Below are 21,414 nucleotides of genomic sequence, written 5' to 3'. Positions count from 1 at the left end.
ATGTTTCAGACAGCACTCAACCAAGGTACGACAGCAACGGATACAGCGCTTGACGTTGAACTCCGCAAGGTATTTAAGGTATTTAATGGCGAAACCGCAGTCCGCGGAGTAGACCTCAACATCCGCCAAGGAGAATTTTTTAGCATCCTCGGGCCGAGTGGCTGCGGCAAGACTACGACGCTGCGCTTAATCGCTGGGTTCGAGACTCCCTCGGCGGGCGAATTGATGATTCGTGGCCAGTCGATGACCAACACTCCAGCTTACCGCCGTCCGGTAAATACTGTGTTTCAAAGCTATGCTTTGTTCGGACACATGAATGTCTGGGACAATATCGCTTTTGGATTGCGGATCAAAAAACTGGGTAAAGCAGAAATTGAAGAACGGGTACGGGAAGTTTTGCAATTGGTGAAAATGGAATCTTTCGCCAACAGGTTTCCCGGTCAAATGTCGGGCGGCCAGCAGCAGCGGGTGGCTTTGGCGAGAGCTCTGGTAAATAGACCGGCGGTTTTGCTGCTGGACGAACCCCTCGGTGCTCTGGATTTGAAGTTGCGGAAGCAGATGCAGTTGGAACTGTCGAATTTGCATCAAGAATTGGGTTTGACTTTTGTGATGGTGACTCACGACCAAGAAGAGGCGATGAGTCTGTCTGACCGGATTGCGGTGATGCACGAGGGGAGGATTGAGCAAATTGGCTCTCCTGAAGAAATTTATGAGTGTCCGCAGACGGCTTTTGTGGCCGATTTTATTGGCGATACGAATTTGTTTGCTGGTACGGTAGAATCGATCGACCGATCGACTATCACAGTTCGCACATCAGCCAATCTGAAAATAATCGTTCAGCAGTCGGATATGTGGAATGGTGTCACAGGCGACTCTGTTGTGGTCAGCGTTCGGCCGGAAAAAGTATATTTGAATCTCTACCAGCCGGAAGTGTCAGTCAACTGTTTTGAAGGGCGGCTCAAAAATACTATGTACATGGGCACGCACGTTCATTACGTCGTTGAGTTGGCTTCGGGCGATAAAATTACTGTGCGCCAGCCAAATACTGGCGGTTCTTTCCCAGATCCGCACACGCCGATTTACGCTTATTGGGGAACTACTGATTGTCTTGCTTTGACCGATCGGAATTAGTCTGTTGGCAGTTGGTAGTTGGTAGTTGGTATTAGTCATTAGTCATTAGCCATTAGTCATTTGTTATTTGTTGGTGGTTCGTTCTCCTAACAAATAACATAGGACAATTCCCAATTCCCAATTCCCCAATCTTCAATCTTCAATCTCCAAATCTAAAATCTAAAATCTAAAATCTAAAATCGAACTGTGCCTCCGACTAACTTACCAATTTCCAGGATTTTCCCGGCTAATTCTACACGCCGTCAGTTCCTAAAAAATTCGGCGGCGACAATTTCCGGGTTGGCTGTTTCGAGTTGCGGCTGGCGACTGGCAGACGTACAATCTGCTCCTCCGGTCAAAGGTGATGCCGACCAACTTTTCATCTATACTTGGGCAGGCTATACCGATAACGCTTTGCTCGATCGCTTTGCCGAAAAAACGGGTATTCGCGTGGTTGCAGACGTATTTGACTCCAATGAGGCGATGCTGGCTAGGGTTCAAGCTGGCGGTGGCCGGGCCTACAGCATCATTTACCCGTCTGACTACATGGTGATTCAGATGACGGAACTGGGGCTGTTGAGCCCATTAGACCACTCGATTTTGGGCGGACTCGATCGACTCAAAAAACAGTTCCAAAACCCTGTTTATGACCCAGGAAACCGCTACAGCGTGCCTTTGAGTTGGGGAACCACAGGCTTGATTTACAACAGCGAACAACTCAAAGAAGCTCCTGAAGATTGGGAGTATTTGTGGCAGCACAAACAGGAGTTAGCAAGGCGAATGACGCTGGCAAATGATGTTCGAGAAGTGATGGGTGCTGCGCTGCGGATGTTGGGCTATTCTCTCAATTCTACGAACCAAGAGCAAGTGAAACAAGCTTACGAAAAGTTGGTGGAACTCAAACCGGCGATCGCATCTTTTACCACTGATGCTTGGCGGCCGCAAATGCTGACGGGGGATTTGAAGGTAGCTATGTGTTATTCTTCTGATGCTAATGAGGTAATCCCAGATAATGACAAATTGCGCTATGTTGTGCCAAAAAGTGGTTCTTCTCTGTGGACTGACACTTTAGTAATTCCTAAAGGTGCTCCCAATCCCGAAGCAGCTTATAAGTGGATTAACTTTATGCTGCAAGCGGATGTCGCTGCTTCTTTAGTAGAACGGCTCAGTTTCTCAACTCCTTCGGAAGATGCTTTTAGTTTGCTGACGCCGGAAGTCCGCGAAAATGAAATTCTTTTCCCTTCAGAGGCTACTTTGAAAAATTGCGAAGGTGTTGCTCCGGTAGGAAAATTTATAGACGTGTACGATCGCTATTGGACTAAATTAACCAGCGGCTAATCATCAAACCTAGGGCGGGTTTTACACACAATCTCTGATTCTCAGCCAATATTTACATAAACCCGCCCCCGTCAGCCGATCGCCCAATCTCTCCGTATTATATCCGCGTTAATCCGCGTTCATCAGCGGTTAAAAACTCAAAAAAATTGACTATGGCTGTTTCAACTAGAACTCCCCCTCCTATTCCTCCCAATTCTTCTTTGAAGGCTGAAACTGTTTCCCCGTGGTCGGCGTGGGCTGGGCCATTGGCATTGCTCGGCCCTTCGGGATTGTTGCTGCTTTTATTATTAGTCATACCAACCCTGGTGATTTTTCAGCTTAGTTTAGTGCCGAATATTAAGCCAGGAGATTTGGTTAATCCTTCAGGAATCGGCAATTACCTGCGAGTGTTTGAGCCGCTGAATTTGCAGGTGATGGGTCGATCGCTCTATTTTGCAACGGGGACTACTATTCTGTGTTTACTGCTGGGATTTCCCGTCGCTTACTGGATCGCCCTCAATGTCTCGAAAAAGTGGCGAAATTTAACTTTGTTAGGGTTTGTGTTGCCGCTGTGGACTTCTTCGCTGTTGCGATCGTATGCTTGGATTACAATTCTGCGTCCTACAGGGGTTCTCAACTCGCTGCTGGCACTTCTAGGCATTCCTCCTCTGGAATTGCTTAATCAAAGTTCCGCAGTTTTAATCGGCATGGCTTACAGTTATTTGCCTTATATCGTGACAATTCTCTACGCTTCTTTGGAAAAGTTAGACCGCAGGTTGTTAGAAGCATCTCAGGATTTGGGTGCGAATCCAGTGGAAACTTTCTGGAAAGTCACAGTACCTCAGACGATGCCGGGAATTGCTGCGGGTTCTTTGCTAGTATTTATTAGCAGTTTGGGCGATTTTGTCGATCCAGAGTTGCTCGGTGGAGCTTCGAGTATGACCGCAGCTCGTTTGATTTACAATCAGTTTTTGGGGGCGACTCAAAATTGGGGGCTGGGTTCGGCTCTGAGTATGGTATTAATCTTTGCAGTGAGTATCGGAATTGCCCTTTTACTCAAATATGGCGATCGTAATGCAGTTTAGGATGTTTAAGGAAGAAGGAAGTTCGGCAACGGATTATATAACGGATGTAACGGATGTGACGGCTGTCAGTCCGATGGAAGAAGGAAGAAAACAATCCTAACGAATTAACAATTACCAATTACCGATTACCGAGAAATGGAAAAGACAGCCGAAAATCCCCAGGAGGAAATACAAGCCGATATGTACTTAAAACCTAAATTTAAGATTTCTTGGCAGGTGATATTTGCCGTTGTGATGTTTTTTTATATGTACCTGCCCATCCTGGTACTCACATTTTACAGCTTTAACAAATCGCGTTTTAGCGCCGGCTGGGAAGGATTTACTTTAGATTGGTACGTTAAATTATTTAGCGATACGCGGATTTTAGTTGCCCTGAGAAACAGTTTAACAGTGGCTGTTTGTGCAGTTGCAATCTCGGCTGTACTTGGCACTTTGATGGCGGTTGGTTTAGCCCGCTACCGCTTTCCTGGCAAGAGTTTATATCAGGGAGTTTCCTACTTGCCGATTATTATTCCAGATATTGCGACTGCAGTTGCTACTCTGGTATTTTTAGCTGCGCTGGCTATTCCTCTGAGTTTGTGGACTATTGTCGCCGCTCACATTGTGTTTTGTCTGGCTTACATCGCCCTAGCTGTTTCTACTAGATTGGCCGATTTAAACCCGTATTTAGAAGAGGCTGCCTTGGATTTGGGTGCAACGCCTGTTGAGGCTTTTATTCAGGTTTTGCTCCCTCAATTAATACCCGGAATTGTTTCAGGTTGTCTGCTGTCTTTTGTCCTCAGCATGGACGATTTTTTGATTGCGAGTTTTACCGCAGGTAGCGGGACTACAACTCTGCCGATGGAAATTTTTAGCCGGATTCGGACTGGAGTAAAACCGGATATTAATGCTTTGAGCGTGCTGTTGATAGTAGGTTCGGGAGGATTGGCGTTTTTAGCGGAATATTTGCGCGGCCGGGGCGAGCAAAAACGGGTTCATTAGGCAGTGGGCAGTTGGCAGTTGACAGTTGGTTATTTGCGAGTTGTTACCAATGCCCCATGCCCCATGCCCTATGCCCCATGCTGCTACTTGGCGGGTAATTTTACCTTAGTTGCTAAGCCTAGTGCTTCCAAGACTTGAATTGTCATCCAAGTGAAGTCAATTTCCCACTTTTCCATCCCGTGACGAGCCGAGTATTGATAAGCATGGTGGTTGTTGTGCCAGCCTTCGCCGTAAGTCAGGACAGCCACCCACCAACAGTTAGTAGAACTATCGTTTGTTTCGTAGGTGCGGTAGCCAAATTTGTGAGTGGCGCTGTTAACAAACCACGTGCAGTGATACACCAAAACTAAGCGTACAAAAATTACCCACACTACAAACGGCCAGCCTGCTGCTAAGTAAAGCAAGACGCCAAAGACGATTTGCATCGGGAGAAAGTAGTTTTGCAAAAATTGGTAAAATGGATCGCTCGAAATGTCTTTTGTGCAGCGGGAAATTTCAGCGTGAGCTGGACCTTTATATAGCATCCAGCCGATATGACTCCACCAAAAACCCTTTTGGGCATTGTGAGGGTCTAGCGCATTTTGGTCAGAGTTGGTGTGGTGCAATCGGTGCAGCCCAACCCAATCAATTATTCCTCCTTGACAGGCAAGGGCTCCGCAAAATGCTAGAAAATATTCTACGAATTTTGGTGTCTGAAAACTGCGGTGGGTGAGCATACGATGCCATCCGAGAGTTATTCCCAAACCGCCGGTTATCCAGTGCATGAATACTGTTAAACCAACTGCTGTCCAATTGAAGTTACTGGGTAGCAGTGCGAACAAAGCGCCGATATGAAGTCCTGCTAAACTAATAACGTGCTTCCAATTGTATTGGAGTTTTTCTTGCGTTGCAATTGTCATTCTCTTTTTGATTTCTGATGAGATGCCGAGCTAGATTCACGCATAATAGTTGGGATTGAGCAGTGAACTTTTTTGCTGCACTCTTGCCCAAACTAATAAAGAATCAATGATAGATTTGGGATTAGGATTGAAAAAGATTTACGGTTGTATTCTGAAAATAAAAAATTTGGCTGCCAAACAAAATTTTTTGTTCCCAATTATATTATAACTGATTCTGGTTTTGGTTGGGTCGATCGCACCAGATGATTCGAGCTGACTTCAACCCAACCTATACCGTTGGCAAAAACAGGATGAGGCATTGGTCACGAGCCATTAGTCCAGAACTGATGACCGACAACCCATGACTCATTGCCCATGCTATTTTTCTGCTAATTTCACTTTTGTTGCCAAACCAAGTGCTTGCAGCAGTTGAATTGTCATCCAGGTGAAGTCGATTTCCCACCATTGGAGACCGTGGCGCGCCGAGTATTGAAAGGCGTGGTGGTTATTGTGCCAGCCTTCGCCGTAGGTGAGCAGGGCAACCCACCAGCAGTTGGTAGATCGATCGCCCGACTCGTAGGTGCGGTAGCCAAATTTGTGGGTAGCGCTGTTAACAAGCCAAGTGCAGTGGAACACCACCACGATCCGCATAAACACGCCCCAAACCACGAAAGACCAGCCGCCTAATAAATAAAGCAACACACCGAAGACGACTTGGATGGGGATAAAATATGCTTGGAGAAACTTGTATACTGGGTCGTCGCCGATGTCTTTAGTAAAGCGGGGGATTTCCACTCTGATCGGGAGATCCGAGAGCATCCAGCCCATGTGGCTCCACCAGAAGCCTTGATTGGAATCGTGGGGATCTGTTTCGGTGTCGGAATGTATGTGGTGTAACCGGTGCATTCCTACCCAGTCGATCGGGCCACCTTCACAGGAAAGGGTACCGCAAATAACTAGAAAATACTCTAGCCATTTCGGTGTTTGAAAACTGCGGTGGGTGACGAGGCGGTGATATCCGAGAGTAATTCCTAAACCACCTGTTACCCAATGCAGGAAGACAGCTAGCCCGACCGCAGACCAGCTAAAATTACCCGGCAGCAAAGCAAATAAAGCACCGATGTGCAGAAAGGCCATAAAGCCTACGACAGGCCAATCAGGAGAAGTTTTTTTGGAAGTTGCAATCGTCATGAATATATTATGTTTACAAACTAGGGGCCGCATCTACGCCATAATGAACAGCGCGCACGCAAAGGGTGAGCGAGGTATAGATGAATAGCGTTTCACGGCTACAGGAAGCAGAACAGGCACTCTTTCAGATTTTTTCTGGTATTGACACTACAGTCAAGCAAAATCTTCAACGAGTCTTAAAAGCTTTTCGCAGCCACCGGGTTGGAGTCCACCATTTTGCAGGGGTTACGGGTTACGGCCACGATGATTTGGGTCGGGAGACTTTGGACGGGGTGTTTGCCGAAGTGGTAGGGGCCCAGGCCGCGGCTGTCCGGGTACAGTTTGTTTCGGGTACTCACGCGATCGCCTGTGCTCTTTTTGGCATCCTGCGTCCTGGTGATGAAATGTTGGCAGTGGCTGGTTCTCCCTACGATACTTTAGAAGAAGTGATCGGCTTGCGGGGGCAAGGTCAAGGTTCACTGCTTGAGTTTGGCATTAGTTACCGTGAGTTGCCTCTAACTCGCGAAGGAAGTTTGGATTGGCAGGCACTGAGCTCTACTATTTCAGCAAAGACTCGCCTGGTTTTTATCCAGCGCTCTTGCGGCTATTCTTGGCGGTCGAGTTTGTCTATTTCTGAGATTGAAAAAATCGTCGCCATAGTCAAACATCAGAATCCTAACACAATTTGCTTTGTTGATAATTGTTACGGAGAGTTTGTTGATGATTGCGAACCTACTGCTGTGGGTGCGGATCTGATGGCGGGTTCTTTGATCAAAAATCCGGGGGGTACGATCGTCCCTGCGGGCGGTTACGTTGCTGGGAGGGCTGATTTAGTAGAGGCGGCAACTTGTCGCTTGACGGCGCCGGGAATCGGTAGCAGCGGCGGCGCAACTTTTGATTTGAATCGGTTGCTGTTTCAGGGTTTGTTTATGGCTCCCGGTTGTGTGGGGGAGGCGATGAAGGGCAATCATTTGACGGCTTATGTTTTTTATAAGTTGGGTTATCGAGTGAATCCTATGCCTTTGGCTAGAAGACGAGATGTGATTCAGGCGATCGAATTCGGTTCTGCTGATAAGTTAATTGCTTTTTGTCGCGCCGTTCAGCAAAATTCTCCCGTTGGCTCCTATTTAGATCCCGTGCCGGCTCCGATGCACGGGTATGAAAGTCAGTTAGTGATGGCTGGGGGCACTTTTATTGATGGGAGTACGTCGGAGTTTTCTGCTGACGGGCCTCTGCGGGAGCCTTACGTGGCTTTTTGTCAGGGGGGAACTCATTGGACTCATGTATCGATCGCCTTGGAGGATGCGATCGAGGCTGTGGGCCCAGCTAAGTAAGTTGTAGGGCGGTGCCTCTTGGGGTAGGGGGGATCTTTGTTCTTCCCTGACTTTTGAATTAAAGAGTAGATTTTTTGCAAGAATCTGAGGATTTTTAACCGCAGATGCACGCAGATTGACGCTGATGTTGGATTTTCAGATTGTGTAGGTTGGGTTTAGCGAAAGCAAAACCCAACAACTACAAAACTCTCAAAGTGTTTCTTCAAGTTTGCGCTGCCGCATTAGGAGAAATAAAGGCAAACCCAGGGAAACACCCACCAGTAAGTTACTGGCAATATAAATCCACAAGTTTTTCATTTTTAGACGCGAGCCTTCGCTAAATACAAAAGTACCAAAAACCAGGGATGACACTATTACATCCATGCCGAAAAAGCCGGAAATTTGATTGGCAAACAACTCACCGAAAAAAGCCTTAATATTCAACCCTTCTTCTAAAAGAAACGGGACAAACTGGGAGTAGGGCAAAGCAGTGCCTAGAATACAGAAAATTAAGTAGGCAATTTTCAACATTTTTAAACCTCCACTTTGTTAATCAAAAATTGCTGTATTTTGGAGTTTACTCAGCATTGCTGAGTGCTGGAATATCGCCTTGCATAATTATGCTGACATTGCGCGAAATTTTGTCGATTTCCCAATCCCACCACCTAATTTCTAATAGTTGTGCAACTTGAGCATTGCTGAAACGCTGTTTGATGGGATGGGCGGGGTTTCCACCGACAACGGTGTAAGCGGGAATGTCTCTTACTACAACGGATTTGGCGGCAATGACGGCACCGTCGCCGATTTTGACTCCGGGCATAATCAGGGATTCATAGCCGATCCAAACATCATTGCCAATGACGGTATCGCCTTTACTTGGCAGTTCCATTAATAAATTCATCGCTGTTTCCCAACCATTCCCAAAAACAGGAAAAGGATAAGTTGAAATGCCGTCTAGTTTGTGATTTGCACCGTTCATAATGAATTTGACGTTGGTGGCGATCGCACAAAATTTTCCAATAATTAATCGGTCGTTTCCGTAGTTATAAAGTACATTTTTTTCAAAGTTTTCTGGATCTCTGGGATCATCGTAATATGAGTAATCGCCGACGATAATGTTGGGGGATTTAATAAAGTTTTTGAGGAAGCATACGCGCCGTTGGTCGGGCATCGGATAGGGTCGGTTTGGATCGGGCCCAATTTCTCTCATAAGTTTCAAGCCTTATTCGTTAAGCTGCTGGATTGATGTACTGTTAATTCGAGTTAAGTTTGCTTTTGCTTCAATAACATAGAGGAAGAGAGTTTGTCAAGGGAGTGGGCGAGAATTTTTGGTCGATCGCGCTGCAAGAAATGAGCCAAAATGGTACAAGACAACATCCATCCGCGTTCCGAAGCGGTTAAAAATCCCAAATTAATATTAAACAAGCGATCGCAGCGAGATAATTTATGAGAGTACGAACCTACGAAATCGGTGATACCCAACAAATTGTAAAACTATTTTACGACACCGTACACCAAGTAAACATCCGCGATTACACACAAGCACAAGTAGATGCTTGGGCGCCAGCAGATATGGATATCGAAAGTTGGACTAAAAGTTTAAGCAGTAAATTTACTTTCGTAGCAGAAGAGGGTGAGAAAATTGCAGGTTTTGGGGAATTAGAAGCAAGCGGCCATATCGATTGCTTTTTCTGTCATCAACATTTTCAAAGGCAAGGAGTCGGCAGGCTAATTTTAAAACAAATTGAGTCAAAAGCCCAAGACTTAGGAATTAACAAGTTATTTGCCGAAGTCAGCATTACAGCTCGACCTTTTTTTGAAAGCCAGGGATTTATTGTGATTAGAAAACAAGAAGTAGAATGCAGAGGACAAAAATTAATCAACTTTGTCATGGAAAAAAATATATAAACAACGAGTTGTGTAAAATTAGATCGAAGAGTTTTACTCAGGAGTTGCGATGGTGACGGAAGCTACAAATGTGCTGGGCGGAAAGTTAGAGACTTGCTGCACTTCGCCAATGACAGGATATTATCGGGACGGCAAATGCAATACAGGTGGTGGCGACTTTGGGGCTCACACTGTTTGTGCTCAACTGACAGAAGAGTTTTTGCAATTCACTAAATCGAACGGAAATGATTTGAGCACTCCGGTTCCTGAATTTAACTTTCCCGGTTTGAAGCCTGGGGATTGTTGGTGTTTGTGCGCTTCTCGCTGGAAGGAAGCAATGGATGCGGGATGTGCGCCGCTTGTGGTTTTGGGTGCGACTCACGCCCTGACTTTGGAATACGTTTCTTTGGATGAATTGAAGCAGCATGCTGCTGATTTGTAGGAAGGGAGGTGCGATCGCTTTTAGTCAATAAGGGCGATCGGGTTTTTCTCAGGAATAGCAAATTTATCCTTCGTAACAGAAATATTTAAGTGCGATCGGGCGTCACTGTAAACTTTTATGGTTTAGTTTGTGGTTCCCACTTACAGATAGACTCTGGCTTGAGAGGGCAAGTTTTAGGGGCGATCGGATTTCCGCTGAGGTAGAGTTCAGTCAGTTTAGTGAAAGATGCTAGCGGTTTGATATCAACGATTTGATTGTTTTCCAGTGAGAGCAAAGTCAGATTAGTCAAGGATGCTAGCGGTTTGATATCAACGATTTGATTGTTGTTGAGCCAGAGAATCTCCAGTTTAGTCAAGAATACTAGCGGTTTAAGGTCAGCGATCTCATTCTTGTTAAGTGATAGCCCTTCCAGATTTGTCAAGGATGCTAGCGGTTTGATATCACCGATTTGATTGCTGCTGAGGTTAATTCCTTCCAGGTTAGTCAAGGATGCTAGTGATTTGATGTCACTAATCTGATTGCTACTGAGCTCGATAAAAGTCAGTTGCATCAAAGATGCTAGCGGTTTGATGTCACTAATTTGATTGCTGCTGAGATCAATCTTAGCCAGGTTAGTCAAAGATGCTAGTGGCTTGATGTCGTCAATCTGATTGCTGCGGAGGAAAAGCTCTTTCAGGTTAGTCAAGGATGCTAGCGGTTTGATGTCATCGATCTGATTTTCGATGAGGACGATTCCAGTCAGGTTAGTCAAGGATGCTAGGGGTTTGATGTCGCTGATCTGATTGTTCCCGATGTTGAGCACTTTCAGGTTAACCAAGGATGCTAGCGGTTTGATGTCAACGATCTGATTGCTGCTGAGGTTGAGCAAAGTCAGGTTAGTCAAGGATGCTAGGGGTTTGATGTCGCTGATAGAACAGTTGATGAGCCGGAGAACGTTCAGGTTAGTTAAGGATGCTAGCGGTTTGATGTCGCTGATTCTTTGGTCCGTAAAGCTAATTCCTGTGATACTAGAAAGTTGGCGATCTGCCTCATCGCACTCAGTAGTTCCTGCTATTTTTAACAGCATATCAACAGTATGTTTAGCTTCTGAACTCAAAGAATCTTTTTCGCGACACCATTCAGCAAATGTTTTGTTTCCCGATCGCGTTTCTGCAGCCTTCGCAGACAGTCCATTTCCAGATAATGCTAGAAGCACACAACAAGTAAGTGCGATCGACTTTGGTAACTTCATGTGTTTGTGTGCAACTATGAGTGTCATAATCTTCTACCTCTAATTTCCCCACTGTATAAAACAAAGACACTGCCTTACCGTGTCCCTGCAAAACATCTATTACAAACTCTCTTAATCACCTCACTCAGGCAACTTATACTAATTTTTAGGTGCGTCAGTTTGCATGATATTCTATGCCGAGCGAGGATATTTCCACGCTCTGCACCCACTCAACTAATTGATATCAACTCCCACCAAATCTGCCACAACTTTCTCCAATCCACTTATCACCTTCGCCGTCCGTTCCCAGTCAACCTTATCGGGTGTATCTTGCGCCGTGTGATAGTAAGGATAGCGATAGGGAGCAGTATCTGTCACCATCAGCCCTGGATAACCATGTTGCCAAAAAGACCATTGATCAGACCAACCAACACCAGGAATGCCACCCGGAATTGCTGCACCTTCCGAGGGAAATTCAGCATGGCGACGGAAAGATGCGATCGCCTCTCTAACCAATTTACTGGAGGATGTATTGCCAATAAATCCGATAAAATTTCCCGATGTAGGATAAAAAAGGTTTAATGGTGCTGGATATTTCTGACTGTTTTTGGCATCAGAGTAATAACCAATTGTTTCTAAACTGAGCATAGAAACAATTTTTTCGTTACGCTCTCTGCATCTTTTCGCATAAACCAAACTCCCCATATCAGCAGTCCAGAAAAAAGGCGGTTCCTCATTCACAAACTCAACAAAACGCACAGTCTTTTCAGGCTTTTTACCTGCAAAAATTCTCGCTAAAGCCAGCACTCCCGCCGCCCCAGTTGCGTTATCATTTGCCCCTGGACTCCCCACCACAGAATCATAATGTGCCCCAATTACAACTATTTCATCTGCCTTTTTACCCCCTGGAATCTCCACTTCTATGTTATAATAAAATTTATCATCAATTTTATATCCTTGTCGTTCAACTTTATAGCCAGCAGCTTGAAAAGATGCTTCGAGAAAGTCAGCAGCTTCTCCAAGTTTTTGATATTGTATAAAGTTGCGCTCTCCGATTTCACCAGCGAGCTTTTCCACATCGCGCTGTAAATCATCTCGGAGCGATATTTCCTGTGCTGTTAAAGGGGGAATTGTCCCGCTGTAGCTTTTCCCTGGCATTGCAATCATACTCAACCATATCCCACTAATTAGAGTAATTAAGATCGTACTAAGGATAGCCAGTCTAGTTAACGTTCTGCGATTCCATAATTCGATTGTTCCCAAGTGCATTTGTTTTCTATCTTTTGCTATCCTTGAGTATTAGAGTGCGTCAATTAGCGTTATTTTTTCAAGAATCCAACAACTCCTGACTGACGCACCCTACAAGTTTACACATCGGGCAACTTATACTGCGCGACAATCCGCTTAGCATATTCCGGCACATGAGCCTCTAATTTCTCCGGGTAATTGCGCTTCACGTACAGATAATTGCGAGTGAAATGAGAATCAATCGAAAACCGAGCATATTCCAAACCCTTCGGCCCAATTCTCTCAATAAAAACTCCCATTAACTTCGCCGCCCACATCGGCAAAGTCACTCCTTTTTCATAAGCAGGAATGCTTTGCTGAACCGCCTCTTTTCTGTTTCCCTGAGACATCACCGGCTGAGTATTTAGCTGATCCGTTACCAACTCTAACATTTCTTGCCCGGTGTCATTTCGCACCACAATCCACTGCCAGCCAAAGGGTGCGCCCATGTAGCCCACAACTAAATCTGCTAAAGAATTGACATAATCAAAACAGCTCAAACAAGAAGGAGCAAAAACATCTTTCAATTCCTTAGTATTCAAGCCAAAAAACGGCACTTTTTCTTCTGAACCATCTTCGTGTTTGAAGTGAACGTTAAAGTCTTGCATAAACTCGTAAGAAACCACCGTTTCAGGAGAGCGGCTAGTCGTGTCTAGGAATTTCTGCAAGCCGGCGCGGCTGACATTATCGACACAGGGAGTTCCCAAAACGTAGAGCTTTTCTAAACCGAGTTTTTTCTCAACTGTTCGCAAAGCTTGAATTTGACAGCCGACGCCAATTACTAACAGCCGCTTCATCCCCGATTTTTCGATTTGTTCTAATACTGAAAGATTGGGGGAGAGAGTTGGTTTGTTGACTTTTGCTGCGAGAATCTCTTCACGATTTCTAGCAATTATCGGCATCGGTTGAAAGCGGTCTTCTTTAGTATTTTGGACGCAAACAACGCCTTCTACAATTCCTTTTTCGAGCATTTCAATCGCAATTGTGCTGACGATCCCCGTCCACTGAGCGCCCTCGATCGGCTCTTTTTTCCGAGCCGCCATCATGTTTTGACTGACTCCGAAATACCAGTCGTCAGGATTGTCGAGATTGCGCGATCGCCCGTGAATCTCTGCTTCTAATTCTGCAATATGCTGTGTTAAGAAAGCACAAGATTCCTTGACATAATGGATGTAATATGTGTCGCACAAACCGCACTCGCTGCAAAGTTCTTTAGCGGGGCGACGGCTACCGGGTTTGAGGGCTTTGGATTTTTGGTGTTTAGTAGAATCTGTTGCGGTCATCTAAATTGCTAATTTTATCGAGATATGGCTTTTGTTAGGATATCACAGCAATTTCCCTTGATTTACCTCCTTTATTCTTTTTTTTAGTCCTCGCAGGCGGACGCAAGTTTGTACGGGAGCAAATTCGGTTCGCCCGAAATTGGTGGTTTTCACAAGTTAAAAAATATTAGTCAGGACTTACCTAGGTTGCGCTAGAAACCGGGTTTCTTCCTGAATACCTGACTGTTAAACCTAAGATTTATGCTAAAAACCGGGTTTGTTTGTGTAGTTTTGGTAAAAAAATTCGGTTTCAGAGGATCGCCGTGCGTCCAGGAGTGTGTGTGTAAGTCCTATTAGTATCCATCCGGATCGAGGGGGCGATCGCACGAATACATTGCCAAATAAAGCTATAAAAAAATGGTAAAAATATTTGTGACAACAGCCCTCGCTGGCATCATGATGAATCTTGCAATTTCGAGCTTAGGATTTGCTGCTTTAGTTCGTCCGGTTCCTGCTATGAATCAAACTGTTGCGACTCTAGAAAGAATTCTCAGCGCGACACAAAAGCCGGCGGCGCTGAACTATTCGCGCCTGGGGATTGGCGGCGTTCGGTTGGGGATGTCTGTAGAAGAGGCAAAACGTAACTTGGGAAAACCGCAGCGCGACGAAACTAAACCTGCTGGATCTGGCATCGGCGGCAAGATTCGCACGCTAACCTACTCAGGATTGACGGTAGCAGCATGGGAGGGAAAAGTTTATTTAGTTTCTACTACCAATCCCAAGTTTCTGACAATTGATGGTGTGAAGCTAGGAGATAACAGCCAAAAAGTCGTTAAAACTTACGGTTACGGGTCGCAATCTGTTAAAAGTGGAGTGACTCGCTTGACTTACAGCAATGACCAAAAGGCTTCTAATTTGATTGTGGAAATTAAGGGCGATCGCGTGCAAAAAATTATTGTGAGCACGCAGCTAAACTGAAATATTAAACAACTGTGCAAAAGTCCGGGTTCACAAGTTTGTACTAAGGACTTTATTCCTTATTTATGAGGATTTTTAGCCTTTTTGTGAGTTGACTGGAGGGCTTTTTGCTGATGTGCGTGAAGCGTAGCTATCCCGTAGGAAATCGCCCGATTATTTTTAATCCTCTTCATCATCATCCGACAATATTGCCATTTCCTCAGCAATTAGTGTCTGAAAATCCTCTCCGCAGTGAACGTTCAGATGAATTGCAGAGAGGAAGGAAGTCTGCTAGAATTTCAGCTTTTTGTCGATCGCTCAAATCAGGTAACTGAAGCTGATGGATTAAAGTAATCACATTTTGACACTCAGTACCCAATTCATCAATTAACGTTCTCAGCATAGAATTAGTTACAGAAATTCTCCGATCGCTAACTTGCATCTTTACTTATCCAATTCTCTGTCCGCTAGGAGTAGACTTCGTTTGTTCGCGGTTTCAACCGCCGAGGGCTCTCGGATTGGGGATCACACCCATAAAAAGAGTAGAGGTGCGATTGATCGCATCTCTACAATAATTCTAAATAAGGTGCACATTGTGCACCCTACCAATTAGCGGTTCTGGGGAACAGGAGCACTCGGTGCTCCAGAAAAAGTCGCCTCACCAGTCTTAGCCCGCTTTTTGATCAAGATTGGCTTGACGCTGTTTTCTCCACCAATCGGGGGATCTTCTTGTTGAGCGTAATCAGCGCCCATCCAAGCAGGACGGCTTTGATCGAAAGCCATTTGCAAAGCAGCAGCGGCGATCGCGTGGGAGTCGTACTCCTCGGATAACTGAGACACCAGAGGCAAGAAAGATGCCATCCGTTCGCCAGCCAAAGCTTCGCGAACTTTACCCTGCATCTTTTCCAACTGACGTGCTTCAATTTGCGCCCGTGTCGGAATGTTTCGCACCGTCAAGCTCGATCGCACGTGGCGTTCAATCAAGCGCAGTTTGCGGCGATCGACCGGTTGAATCAGCGTAATCGCCGTTCCTTCGCGACCAGCCCGGCCCGTGCGTCCGATCCGGTGAACGTAGCTTTCCACACTGTCGGGTAAATCGTAGTTAATCACGTGAGTCAAGTGATCCACGTCCAAACCCCGCGCCGCAATATCAGTCGCCACTACCCAGCGCACCTGACATTGGCGGAACCGATGCAACAAACGTTCCCGTTGTGCCTGATTCAAATTACCGTGATACTCATCAACGCTGTGACCTGCTGCTTGCAGTTGGCTGGTGAGTTCTGCCGCCGACTGCCGAGTCCGCACAAAAATCAGTGCAGATTCCGGGTCTTCCATTTCTAGGATTGGCTGTAGAGCCCTTGCCTTCGACCAGCCACGGGGAATCATGTACACGCCTTGGCTGATGCGCTTCGGCGTTGCTTTTGGCTGTTCTACGGTGACGTTGACTGGGTTACGCAAATGCCGCGCTACCAATTTCCGAATGGAAGCTTCCATCGTCGCCGAGAAAAATGCCGTTTGACGTTCTTTTGGTGCAGCATCCAAGATTTTTTCCACATCTTGGATAAAGCCCATGCTCAGCATTTCGTCAGCTTCATCCAAAACCAGCCATTTTACCTTGTCTAGCTTCAGGCTGCCACGGCTGAGCATATCCAATATGCGTCCAGGTGTACCGACAACGACGTGAACGCCGCGCTTCAAACGCTGCATTTGACGATCGATCGATTGACCGCCGTACACCGTCAGAACTTGCAGAGAGCGACCCACTTTTACCGGGCCGTCGCTGCTGATGCCGCTCAAATCGCGGATGGCTTCAGTTACTTGCATCGCCAATTCGCGAGTCGGCGTCAGCACCAGTGCTTGCACCGCAGTCACATCTAAATCAATCCGCTCCAAGATGGGCAACGAGAATGCTGCCGTTTTGCCTGTCCCTGTTTGGGCTTGACCCACAACGTCGCGACCTGCTAACAGGTGCGGAATTGCTTGTACTTGGATGGGAGTAGGTTCTGTAAAGCCTAGTGTTTCCAGATGGAGAACGAGTTCTTCCGAAAGACCTAAGCCTTCAAACAATAAATTCATTAATGCTCCTAATAACGAGTCTTAGCCTTCTAAGTTGCCCAACTCGGATGCGGATTTCTGCTCTAGGGCAGGAACTCATAAGAGTTCTTTATGGTGCTGCGCCTGCGCGCACCTTCTTAAATAGCAATCGAGTATAGGGCAGCTCCGTCGATGGTGACTAAATTTACCAATTCGACAGCCGTCTTTGATTTTGTGACATCACCGATACCAACCGCCAGGGGTCGGGTTATAGGCTTCCAACATTCTTAAAACAGGACATTGGACTTCCTTTGAGGTACTTGCAAGCTTTCCCTCTTAGGCATTTTATAGTGAGGATCATGACCAGCCCCACTTCACTACATAGTAGTAACAGGTTTATTGGTTCAGGCGCTATCCCGCAATCCGTCGCCTGCGGGATTGAGCAGGGGATGCAGCGACCGTTACCGCCTATCCATCTCAACACTCTTTCGGGATACCGTTGTGGTGTAGGGCGGACGGCGAAGCAATCTCAAATTCTCCCCGCTTATTTCTGGCTTGTTACTATCATAACTCTTTACATTCAGAAACAAAACATTAAATTCGTTAAAATTTTCCGATCGTTCTGTAGAGATAACCGCACCCCGAGGGGGAGCGCCGATTGCCAGATAGGGCTAATAAAGGTTTATAACCCCTTTGCTAGATATCTTTGCACAATATTGTACAAACCGTTACTTTTGATGCACAATCCGCTAATCATTTTTGGCTGGTGCCCGGTTTTTGTTCGCCACACCGCCGATCGCGACAGTTCCAGCAACACTTACACTTGACCCCGCCCAGCACCGGATACAGTGCCACGTCAACTCATGAGGGTCGATCCCACAATTTTAGATAAAAGATCGAGCTCCCAGATGAGTCTGTGCAGTCAATCTAAAATCTAAAATCTAAAATCTAAAATCGACTTGACCGTAGAGGTCGTAGACATCTGCACCAGTAATTTTCACAGACACGATCGATCCCAGCCGCGCTTCTCCTGTCACATAGACGAGTCCATCTACTTCTGGGGAAAACCGAGCGGATCTACCAATCAACTCACCTGTCTCTGGTTGTTCTTGTTCTATCAGGACATCAACTACCTGACCGACAGATTCTTGATTCTTCTTCAATGATATAGGTTGTTGTGCCGCCATTACCGAATTGCGCCGCATTTCCATTATTTCTGCAGGTATTTGCTGGGGCAAGCTGAAGGCTGGGGTTCCTTCTTCTGGCGAAAATACAAAAACTCCTACGTGATCGAATTCGTGGCGCTTGACAAATTCCAGCAAGTGTGCTGCGTGTTCGTCGGTTTCGCCGGGGAAGCCGACAATAAAAGTTGTCCGCATCACAGCGCCCGGAAGTGCTGCTTTGAGCCGATCGACTATAGAATCATTAATCCCAGCTTGAAAAGGCCGATTCATCGCCCGCAGAATTTCCGGGTGCGAGTGTTGCAGGGGTAAATCCAAATAAGGCAAAACGTTGGGCGTTTCCCGGATTGCCTGGACAACTTGCGGAGTCAAACCTGTAGGATAGGCGTAGTGCATCCGAATCCAAGGTACATCTACTTCACCCAAAGCGCGAAGTAGTTCGGCTAGTTTCGGTTCGCCATAAATATCTTTGCCGTAGTTGGTGGTAATTTGAGAAATTAAAATAATTTCTTTTACCCCTTCGGAGGCTAATTGCTTAGCTTCGGCGACAATAGACTCGATCGTCCGCGACCTTTGATTTCCGCGCAAGTGCGGGATAATGCAAAATGCACAGCGGTAGTCGCACCCTTCTGCTATTCGCAGATAAGCCACACCTTCCGATGTTGTGCGGTAGCGGGGAGTAGTTTCGTCAGCGATGTAAGTAGGTTCTGAAGAGACGAGGGAAACTCGATCGCCCTTTTCCACCTGCTGCATAACACTGACGATTTTATGATAGTCGCCAGTGCCGACAATTGCGACTGCTTCGGGCAATTCGTCCAGCAATTCCTGCTGAAAATGCTGTGCCATGCAGCCGGTGATGACTACTTTTTTATTAGCTTCTGCCAATTCTACCAAGGTGCGGACTGACTCTTCTCGCGCCGCTTGGATAAAACTGCAAGTATTGACTACAACATAATCGGCTAATTCTTCATTAGAATCGACTTGATAGCCCGCTTGAGCCAGCAAGCCAATCATGTGTTCGGTATCGATGCGATTTTTTTCGCAGCCGAGGTGAGTAAATGCGATCGTTGGCTTGGTTGCCATGCAGTAATAGTTAGTGTTGCGCTATTTTTAAGAACGTTTTATGATATCACACAATTAAAAAAATTGCAATGTGTATGTGGAAGCTCTGGACTGTTGTGGTGTCCGCAGTTGTTGTGTGATATTTGTGCGATCGTGGGCGAGATGAGAATTTTTAGGCTTTGTGCGATCGTACTTTCCCGCTTTTTCGCTGCCAGATTTTGACCCAATTGTCAGGTTTTGGTGTCGTCGGAAGGCTTCGACAATCTTACGCCCTTTGCATAATTTCGACTTGCTAGTTCGGCAAGCCAGCAAGAAAAATCTTCTCTGCTGTTAAGCTCAATTCTGGAAAAGCCAGCGACTCAACAGTCTCGCTTCCCCTAAACTGTTTTACCTGATACTCCCCATCTACTAGCTGGTAAATCGAGAGAGTGGGTTGTTTGGGATTGCCGATAAACTTGCGACCGCCTAAACCAAGATAGTCTACAATCCAGTATTCGGGAATGCCCATTTCTTCATAGTCGGAAGCTTTGAAAAAATAATCATCCCGCCAGTTCGTACTGACCACCTCTACAGCCAGTCGCACCGAAGAGCCCATCGTGATGACTGATTCTTTTTTCCAGCGCGGTTCGCTTGCAAGTGCGGTTCGGTCTAGGACAATTACATCTGGTTGGTAGCCTGATTCGTTACGGGGTTTGAGCAGGCAGTCACCGGGGATGGAGTAAGGCAATTGCAGTCGTCTGATTTCAAAATTGATTTCACCTGAGATGAAACCTGTAACGTCGGAATGGTCGCCAGTTCCTAAAGGCATTTCAACAATTACTCCATTGTGTAATTCGTACTTGTGGACAGAGTTCTCTGGATACCAAGCAACGAACTCATCAAACGTGATTGTTTTGGATATGGTTTGGATCATGTTGTGGTTTCCTCTGTCTAGTGATTAGTATGCGGAAAGCTCAAAGATTACACAAGTATTGTTCCGATTTTTGCACAAAGTCTACAGCAGATTCCACATTTAGGAAGTACACCCGCCTATAGTTAGCTCGCCGTAGGGACACGGCACTGCAGTGTCCCTACACTTCACAAACCTGGAATACGCTGTAATTTTAGGACAAAGACTTGACATAGGAAGTGAAGTTTGCTATGATTTTTAGTCTACAAAATGTCAAAATACCGATCGCGCCGATCGACTGCATCTGAAATCACTATCTAGGCGATCGACCGTTGTGAGCGATCGACCTCAAGAGATCAAAGGGGTTCTATAATCTTGATTTTATCGTACTTTTAAATTAGGCTGGAAATACCAAAGATAAATCCAGAGACAATTCGGGAAAACCGGGAATTACAACAGTCTCATTTTGCAGAACAACTCGTTTGACTCGATAATTGAAATCACCTTGTCTTTTTTGATAAGGTTCGCTGTGCAGTTCCAGTTGATTATCAACCAAATTAAATATCCAATAATTAGAAATGCCAGCTTCCGCATAGAGAGATAACTTAGTTCTCTGGTCATACTTTAAAGTAGAATCAGAAACCTCAATTACCAACAAGATATCCGCAGCTTCAGGGTGAGAAGATAAATAATTATCAGAGCGATTGCGGGCGATAACAACATCAGGTTCGGGTTCGCTATCAGTAGCAGACAAGATAATCGGCTCTTGTACGCGCAAGCGAGCGCGTCTTGCCAGTAAAATGACTAACTCCTCAAGTAAAAGACTGTTACAAACAGAGTGAAGCCTACCTTTAGCAGCCATATTTATAATTTCTCCGCGAATCAATTCTACTCGGTCATCGGGACCGAAAAATCCCAGTTCTCCCAAACGGTGATATTCTTCGATAGAGAATCTTTTCGCAGTTACAACAGTCATCGCTTTTGTTACCTACAGGTGCTAAAAGTACGCAATTCAATCAAATTTATACCCCCAGACTGCTACCCAACTTACACTATTTTATCCGATCATACATCAGGGGCGATCGCCCGACAGCACTTGAACAGCAGCAGACGCAGGTAATGGATCGTCAGAATTTCCGCCCAAAGCATGAACTTGACGCATCAAAGTGTTCATTTCCAATGGGCAAGATATTGGTCTAATTTGTCGATCGGCCCAGAGTGGAATTTTTACCTTGGGGGCGGGCATAATTACCAGCCCACAAGAGTCTTAAGCTGAAGTTCCCCCAGTAGGGGGAATGTTCAAATCTCACAAACCCTTGCACTACAAGGAACGATCGCCTTTTTACCCC

General features: G+C 45.9%; 20 protein-coding genes. 8 read left to right on the top strand and 12 right to left on the bottom strand.

The window, feature by feature from the left end; translation table 11 throughout:
• The 4 genes from Q5691_RS14905 to Q5691_RS14890 all read left to right on the top strand — a co-directional run bounded on the left by Q5691_RS14905 (position 1) and on the right by Q5691_RS14890 (position 4,493).
• Complete coding sequence (locus Q5691_RS14905; RefSeq protein ID WP_333161790.1) at positions 1–1,131, top strand: ABC transporter ATP-binding protein; 1,131 nt, start codon at positions 1–3, stop codon at positions 1,129–1,131.
• A 186-nt stretch (positions 1,132–1,317) separates the two neighbouring features.
• The gene (locus Q5691_RS14900; RefSeq protein ID WP_333216157.1) at positions 1,318–2,448 is read left to right on the top strand and encodes a spermidine/putrescine ABC transporter substrate-binding protein; all 1,131 of its coding nucleotides are present in this window, start codon (positions 1,318–1,320) and stop codon (positions 2,446–2,448) included.
• Between the two features lie 152 nt (positions 2,449–2,600).
• Positions 2,601–3,512 carry an ABC transporter permease gene (locus Q5691_RS14895; protein ID WP_333216155.1) on the top strand — a complete coding sequence of 304 codons (912 nt, stop codon included), beginning with the start codon at positions 2,601–2,603 and terminating at the stop codon, positions 3,510–3,512.
• A gap of 135 nt (positions 3,513–3,647) precedes the next feature.
• The gene (locus Q5691_RS14890; protein WP_333216154.1) at positions 3,648–4,493 is read left to right on the top strand and encodes an ABC transporter permease; all 846 of its coding nucleotides are present in this window, start codon (positions 3,648–3,650) and stop codon (positions 4,491–4,493) included.
• A gap of 83 nt (positions 4,494–4,576) precedes the next feature.
• Here Q5691_RS14890 and Q5691_RS14885 read toward each other — a convergent pair whose 3' ends face one another.
• Both Q5691_RS14885 and Q5691_RS14880 read right to left on the bottom strand, forming a co-directional pair.
• Complete coding sequence (locus Q5691_RS14885; protein ID WP_333216152.1) at positions 4,577–5,392, bottom strand: fatty acid desaturase; 816 nt, start codon at positions 5,390–5,392, stop codon at positions 4,577–4,579.
• Positions 5,393–5,749: 357 nt separating this feature from the next.
• Entirely contained in the window at positions 5,750–6,562 is an 813-nt protein-coding gene (locus tag Q5691_RS14880) for an acyl-CoA desaturase (protein ID WP_333216150.1), read from the bottom strand.
• An 80-nt stretch (positions 6,563–6,642) separates the two neighbouring features.
• On the opposite strand from Q5691_RS14880, the gene Q5691_RS14875 reads away from it, so the two are divergent.
• Positions 6,643–7,875: a methionine gamma-lyase family protein gene (locus tag Q5691_RS14875; protein WP_333041411.1), complete on the top strand. Its 1,233-nt coding sequence runs from the start codon at positions 6,643–6,645 to the stop codon at positions 7,873–7,875.
• Positions 7,876–8,064: 189 nt separating this feature from the next.
• Here the strand turns inward: Q5691_RS14875 and Q5691_RS14870 are convergent, their stop codons facing one another.
• On the bottom strand, positions 8,065–8,385 hold the full coding sequence (locus Q5691_RS14870; RefSeq protein WP_333216148.1) for a DUF2834 domain-containing protein: 321 nt from the start codon (positions 8,383–8,385) through the stop codon (positions 8,065–8,067).
• A 46-nt stretch (positions 8,386–8,431) separates the two neighbouring features.
• The gene (locus Q5691_RS14865) at positions 8,432–9,064 is read right to left on the bottom strand and encodes a Vat family streptogramin A O-acetyltransferase (RefSeq protein ID WP_333345403.1); all 633 of its coding nucleotides are present in this window, start codon (positions 9,062–9,064) and stop codon (positions 8,432–8,434) included.
• 236 nt (positions 9,065–9,300) lie between these two features.
• Between Q5691_RS14865 and Q5691_RS14860 the strand changes: the two genes are divergently transcribed.
• Positions 9,301–9,762, top strand: coding sequence for a GNAT family N-acetyltransferase (locus Q5691_RS14860; protein WP_333216144.1), 462 nt, complete (start codon positions 9,301–9,303; stop codon positions 9,760–9,762).
• Between the two features lie 49 nt (positions 9,763–9,811).
• A complete protein-coding gene (locus Q5691_RS14855) occupies positions 9,812–10,183 on the top strand; it encodes a DUF2237 family protein (RefSeq protein WP_333052718.1) in 372 nt (123 codons plus the stop codon).
• Between the two features lie 115 nt (positions 10,184–10,298).
• On the opposite strand, the gene Q5691_RS14850 is transcribed toward Q5691_RS14855, so the two are convergent.
• The 3 genes from Q5691_RS14850 to Q5691_RS14840 form a co-directional block, all read right to left on the bottom strand.
• Entirely contained in the window at positions 10,299–11,441 is a 1,143-nt protein-coding gene (locus Q5691_RS14850; protein WP_333345401.1) for a leucine-rich repeat protein, read from the bottom strand.
• A gap of 186 nt (positions 11,442–11,627) precedes the next feature.
• The gene (locus tag Q5691_RS14845; RefSeq protein ID WP_333215951.1) at positions 11,628–12,662 is read right to left on the bottom strand and encodes a M28 family peptidase; all 1,035 of its coding nucleotides are present in this window, start codon (positions 12,660–12,662) and stop codon (positions 11,628–11,630) included.
• Positions 12,663–12,760: 98 nt separating this feature from the next.
• Positions 12,761–13,963, bottom strand: coding sequence for a Coenzyme F420 hydrogenase/dehydrogenase, beta subunit C-terminal domain (locus Q5691_RS14840; protein ID WP_333215953.1), 1,203 nt, complete (start codon positions 13,961–13,963; stop codon positions 12,761–12,763).
• Between the two features lie 396 nt (positions 13,964–14,359).
• On the opposite strand from Q5691_RS14840, the gene Q5691_RS14835 reads away from it, so the two are divergent.
• On the top strand, positions 14,360–14,920 hold the full coding sequence (locus tag Q5691_RS14835; protein ID WP_333215955.1) for a hypothetical protein: 561 nt from the start codon (positions 14,360–14,362) through the stop codon (positions 14,918–14,920).
• 199 nt (positions 14,921–15,119) lie between these two features.
• On the opposite strand, the gene Q5691_RS14830 is transcribed toward Q5691_RS14835, so the two are convergent.
• From Q5691_RS14830 to Q5691_RS14810, 5 genes are all read right to left on the bottom strand, one after another.
• Entirely contained in the window at positions 15,120–15,341 is a 222-nt protein-coding gene (locus Q5691_RS14830) for a hypothetical protein (protein WP_333345399.1), read from the bottom strand.
• 167 nt (positions 15,342–15,508) lie between these two features.
• Positions 15,509–16,975, bottom strand: coding sequence for a DEAD/DEAH box helicase (locus Q5691_RS14825; RefSeq protein WP_333085686.1), 1,467 nt, complete (start codon positions 16,973–16,975; stop codon positions 15,509–15,511).
• Between the two features lie 899 nt (positions 16,976–17,874).
• Positions 17,875–19,197, bottom strand: coding sequence for a 30S ribosomal protein S12 methylthiotransferase RimO (gene rimO, locus Q5691_RS14820; RefSeq protein WP_333345398.1), 1,323 nt, complete (start codon positions 19,195–19,197; stop codon positions 17,875–17,877).
• A gap of 271 nt (positions 19,198–19,468) precedes the next feature.
• The gene (locus Q5691_RS14815; protein WP_333215961.1) at positions 19,469–20,089 is read right to left on the bottom strand and encodes a Uma2 family endonuclease; all 621 of its coding nucleotides are present in this window, start codon (positions 20,087–20,089) and stop codon (positions 19,469–19,471) included.
• A 373-nt stretch (positions 20,090–20,462) separates the two neighbouring features.
• The gene (locus tag Q5691_RS14810; protein ID WP_333312032.1) at positions 20,463–21,041 is read right to left on the bottom strand and encodes a Uma2 family endonuclease; all 579 of its coding nucleotides are present in this window, start codon (positions 21,039–21,041) and stop codon (positions 20,463–20,465) included.
• Between the last annotated feature and the right edge of the window lie 373 nt (positions 21,042–21,414).

This window comes from Microcoleus sp. w1-18aA5 (assembly GCF_036701705.1).
In the GTDB taxonomy this organism is placed as follows: Bacteria; Cyanobacteriota; Cyanobacteriia; order Cyanobacteriales; family Microcoleaceae; genus Microcoleus.
This window is presented reverse-complemented; position numbering and strand designations above follow the sequence as displayed.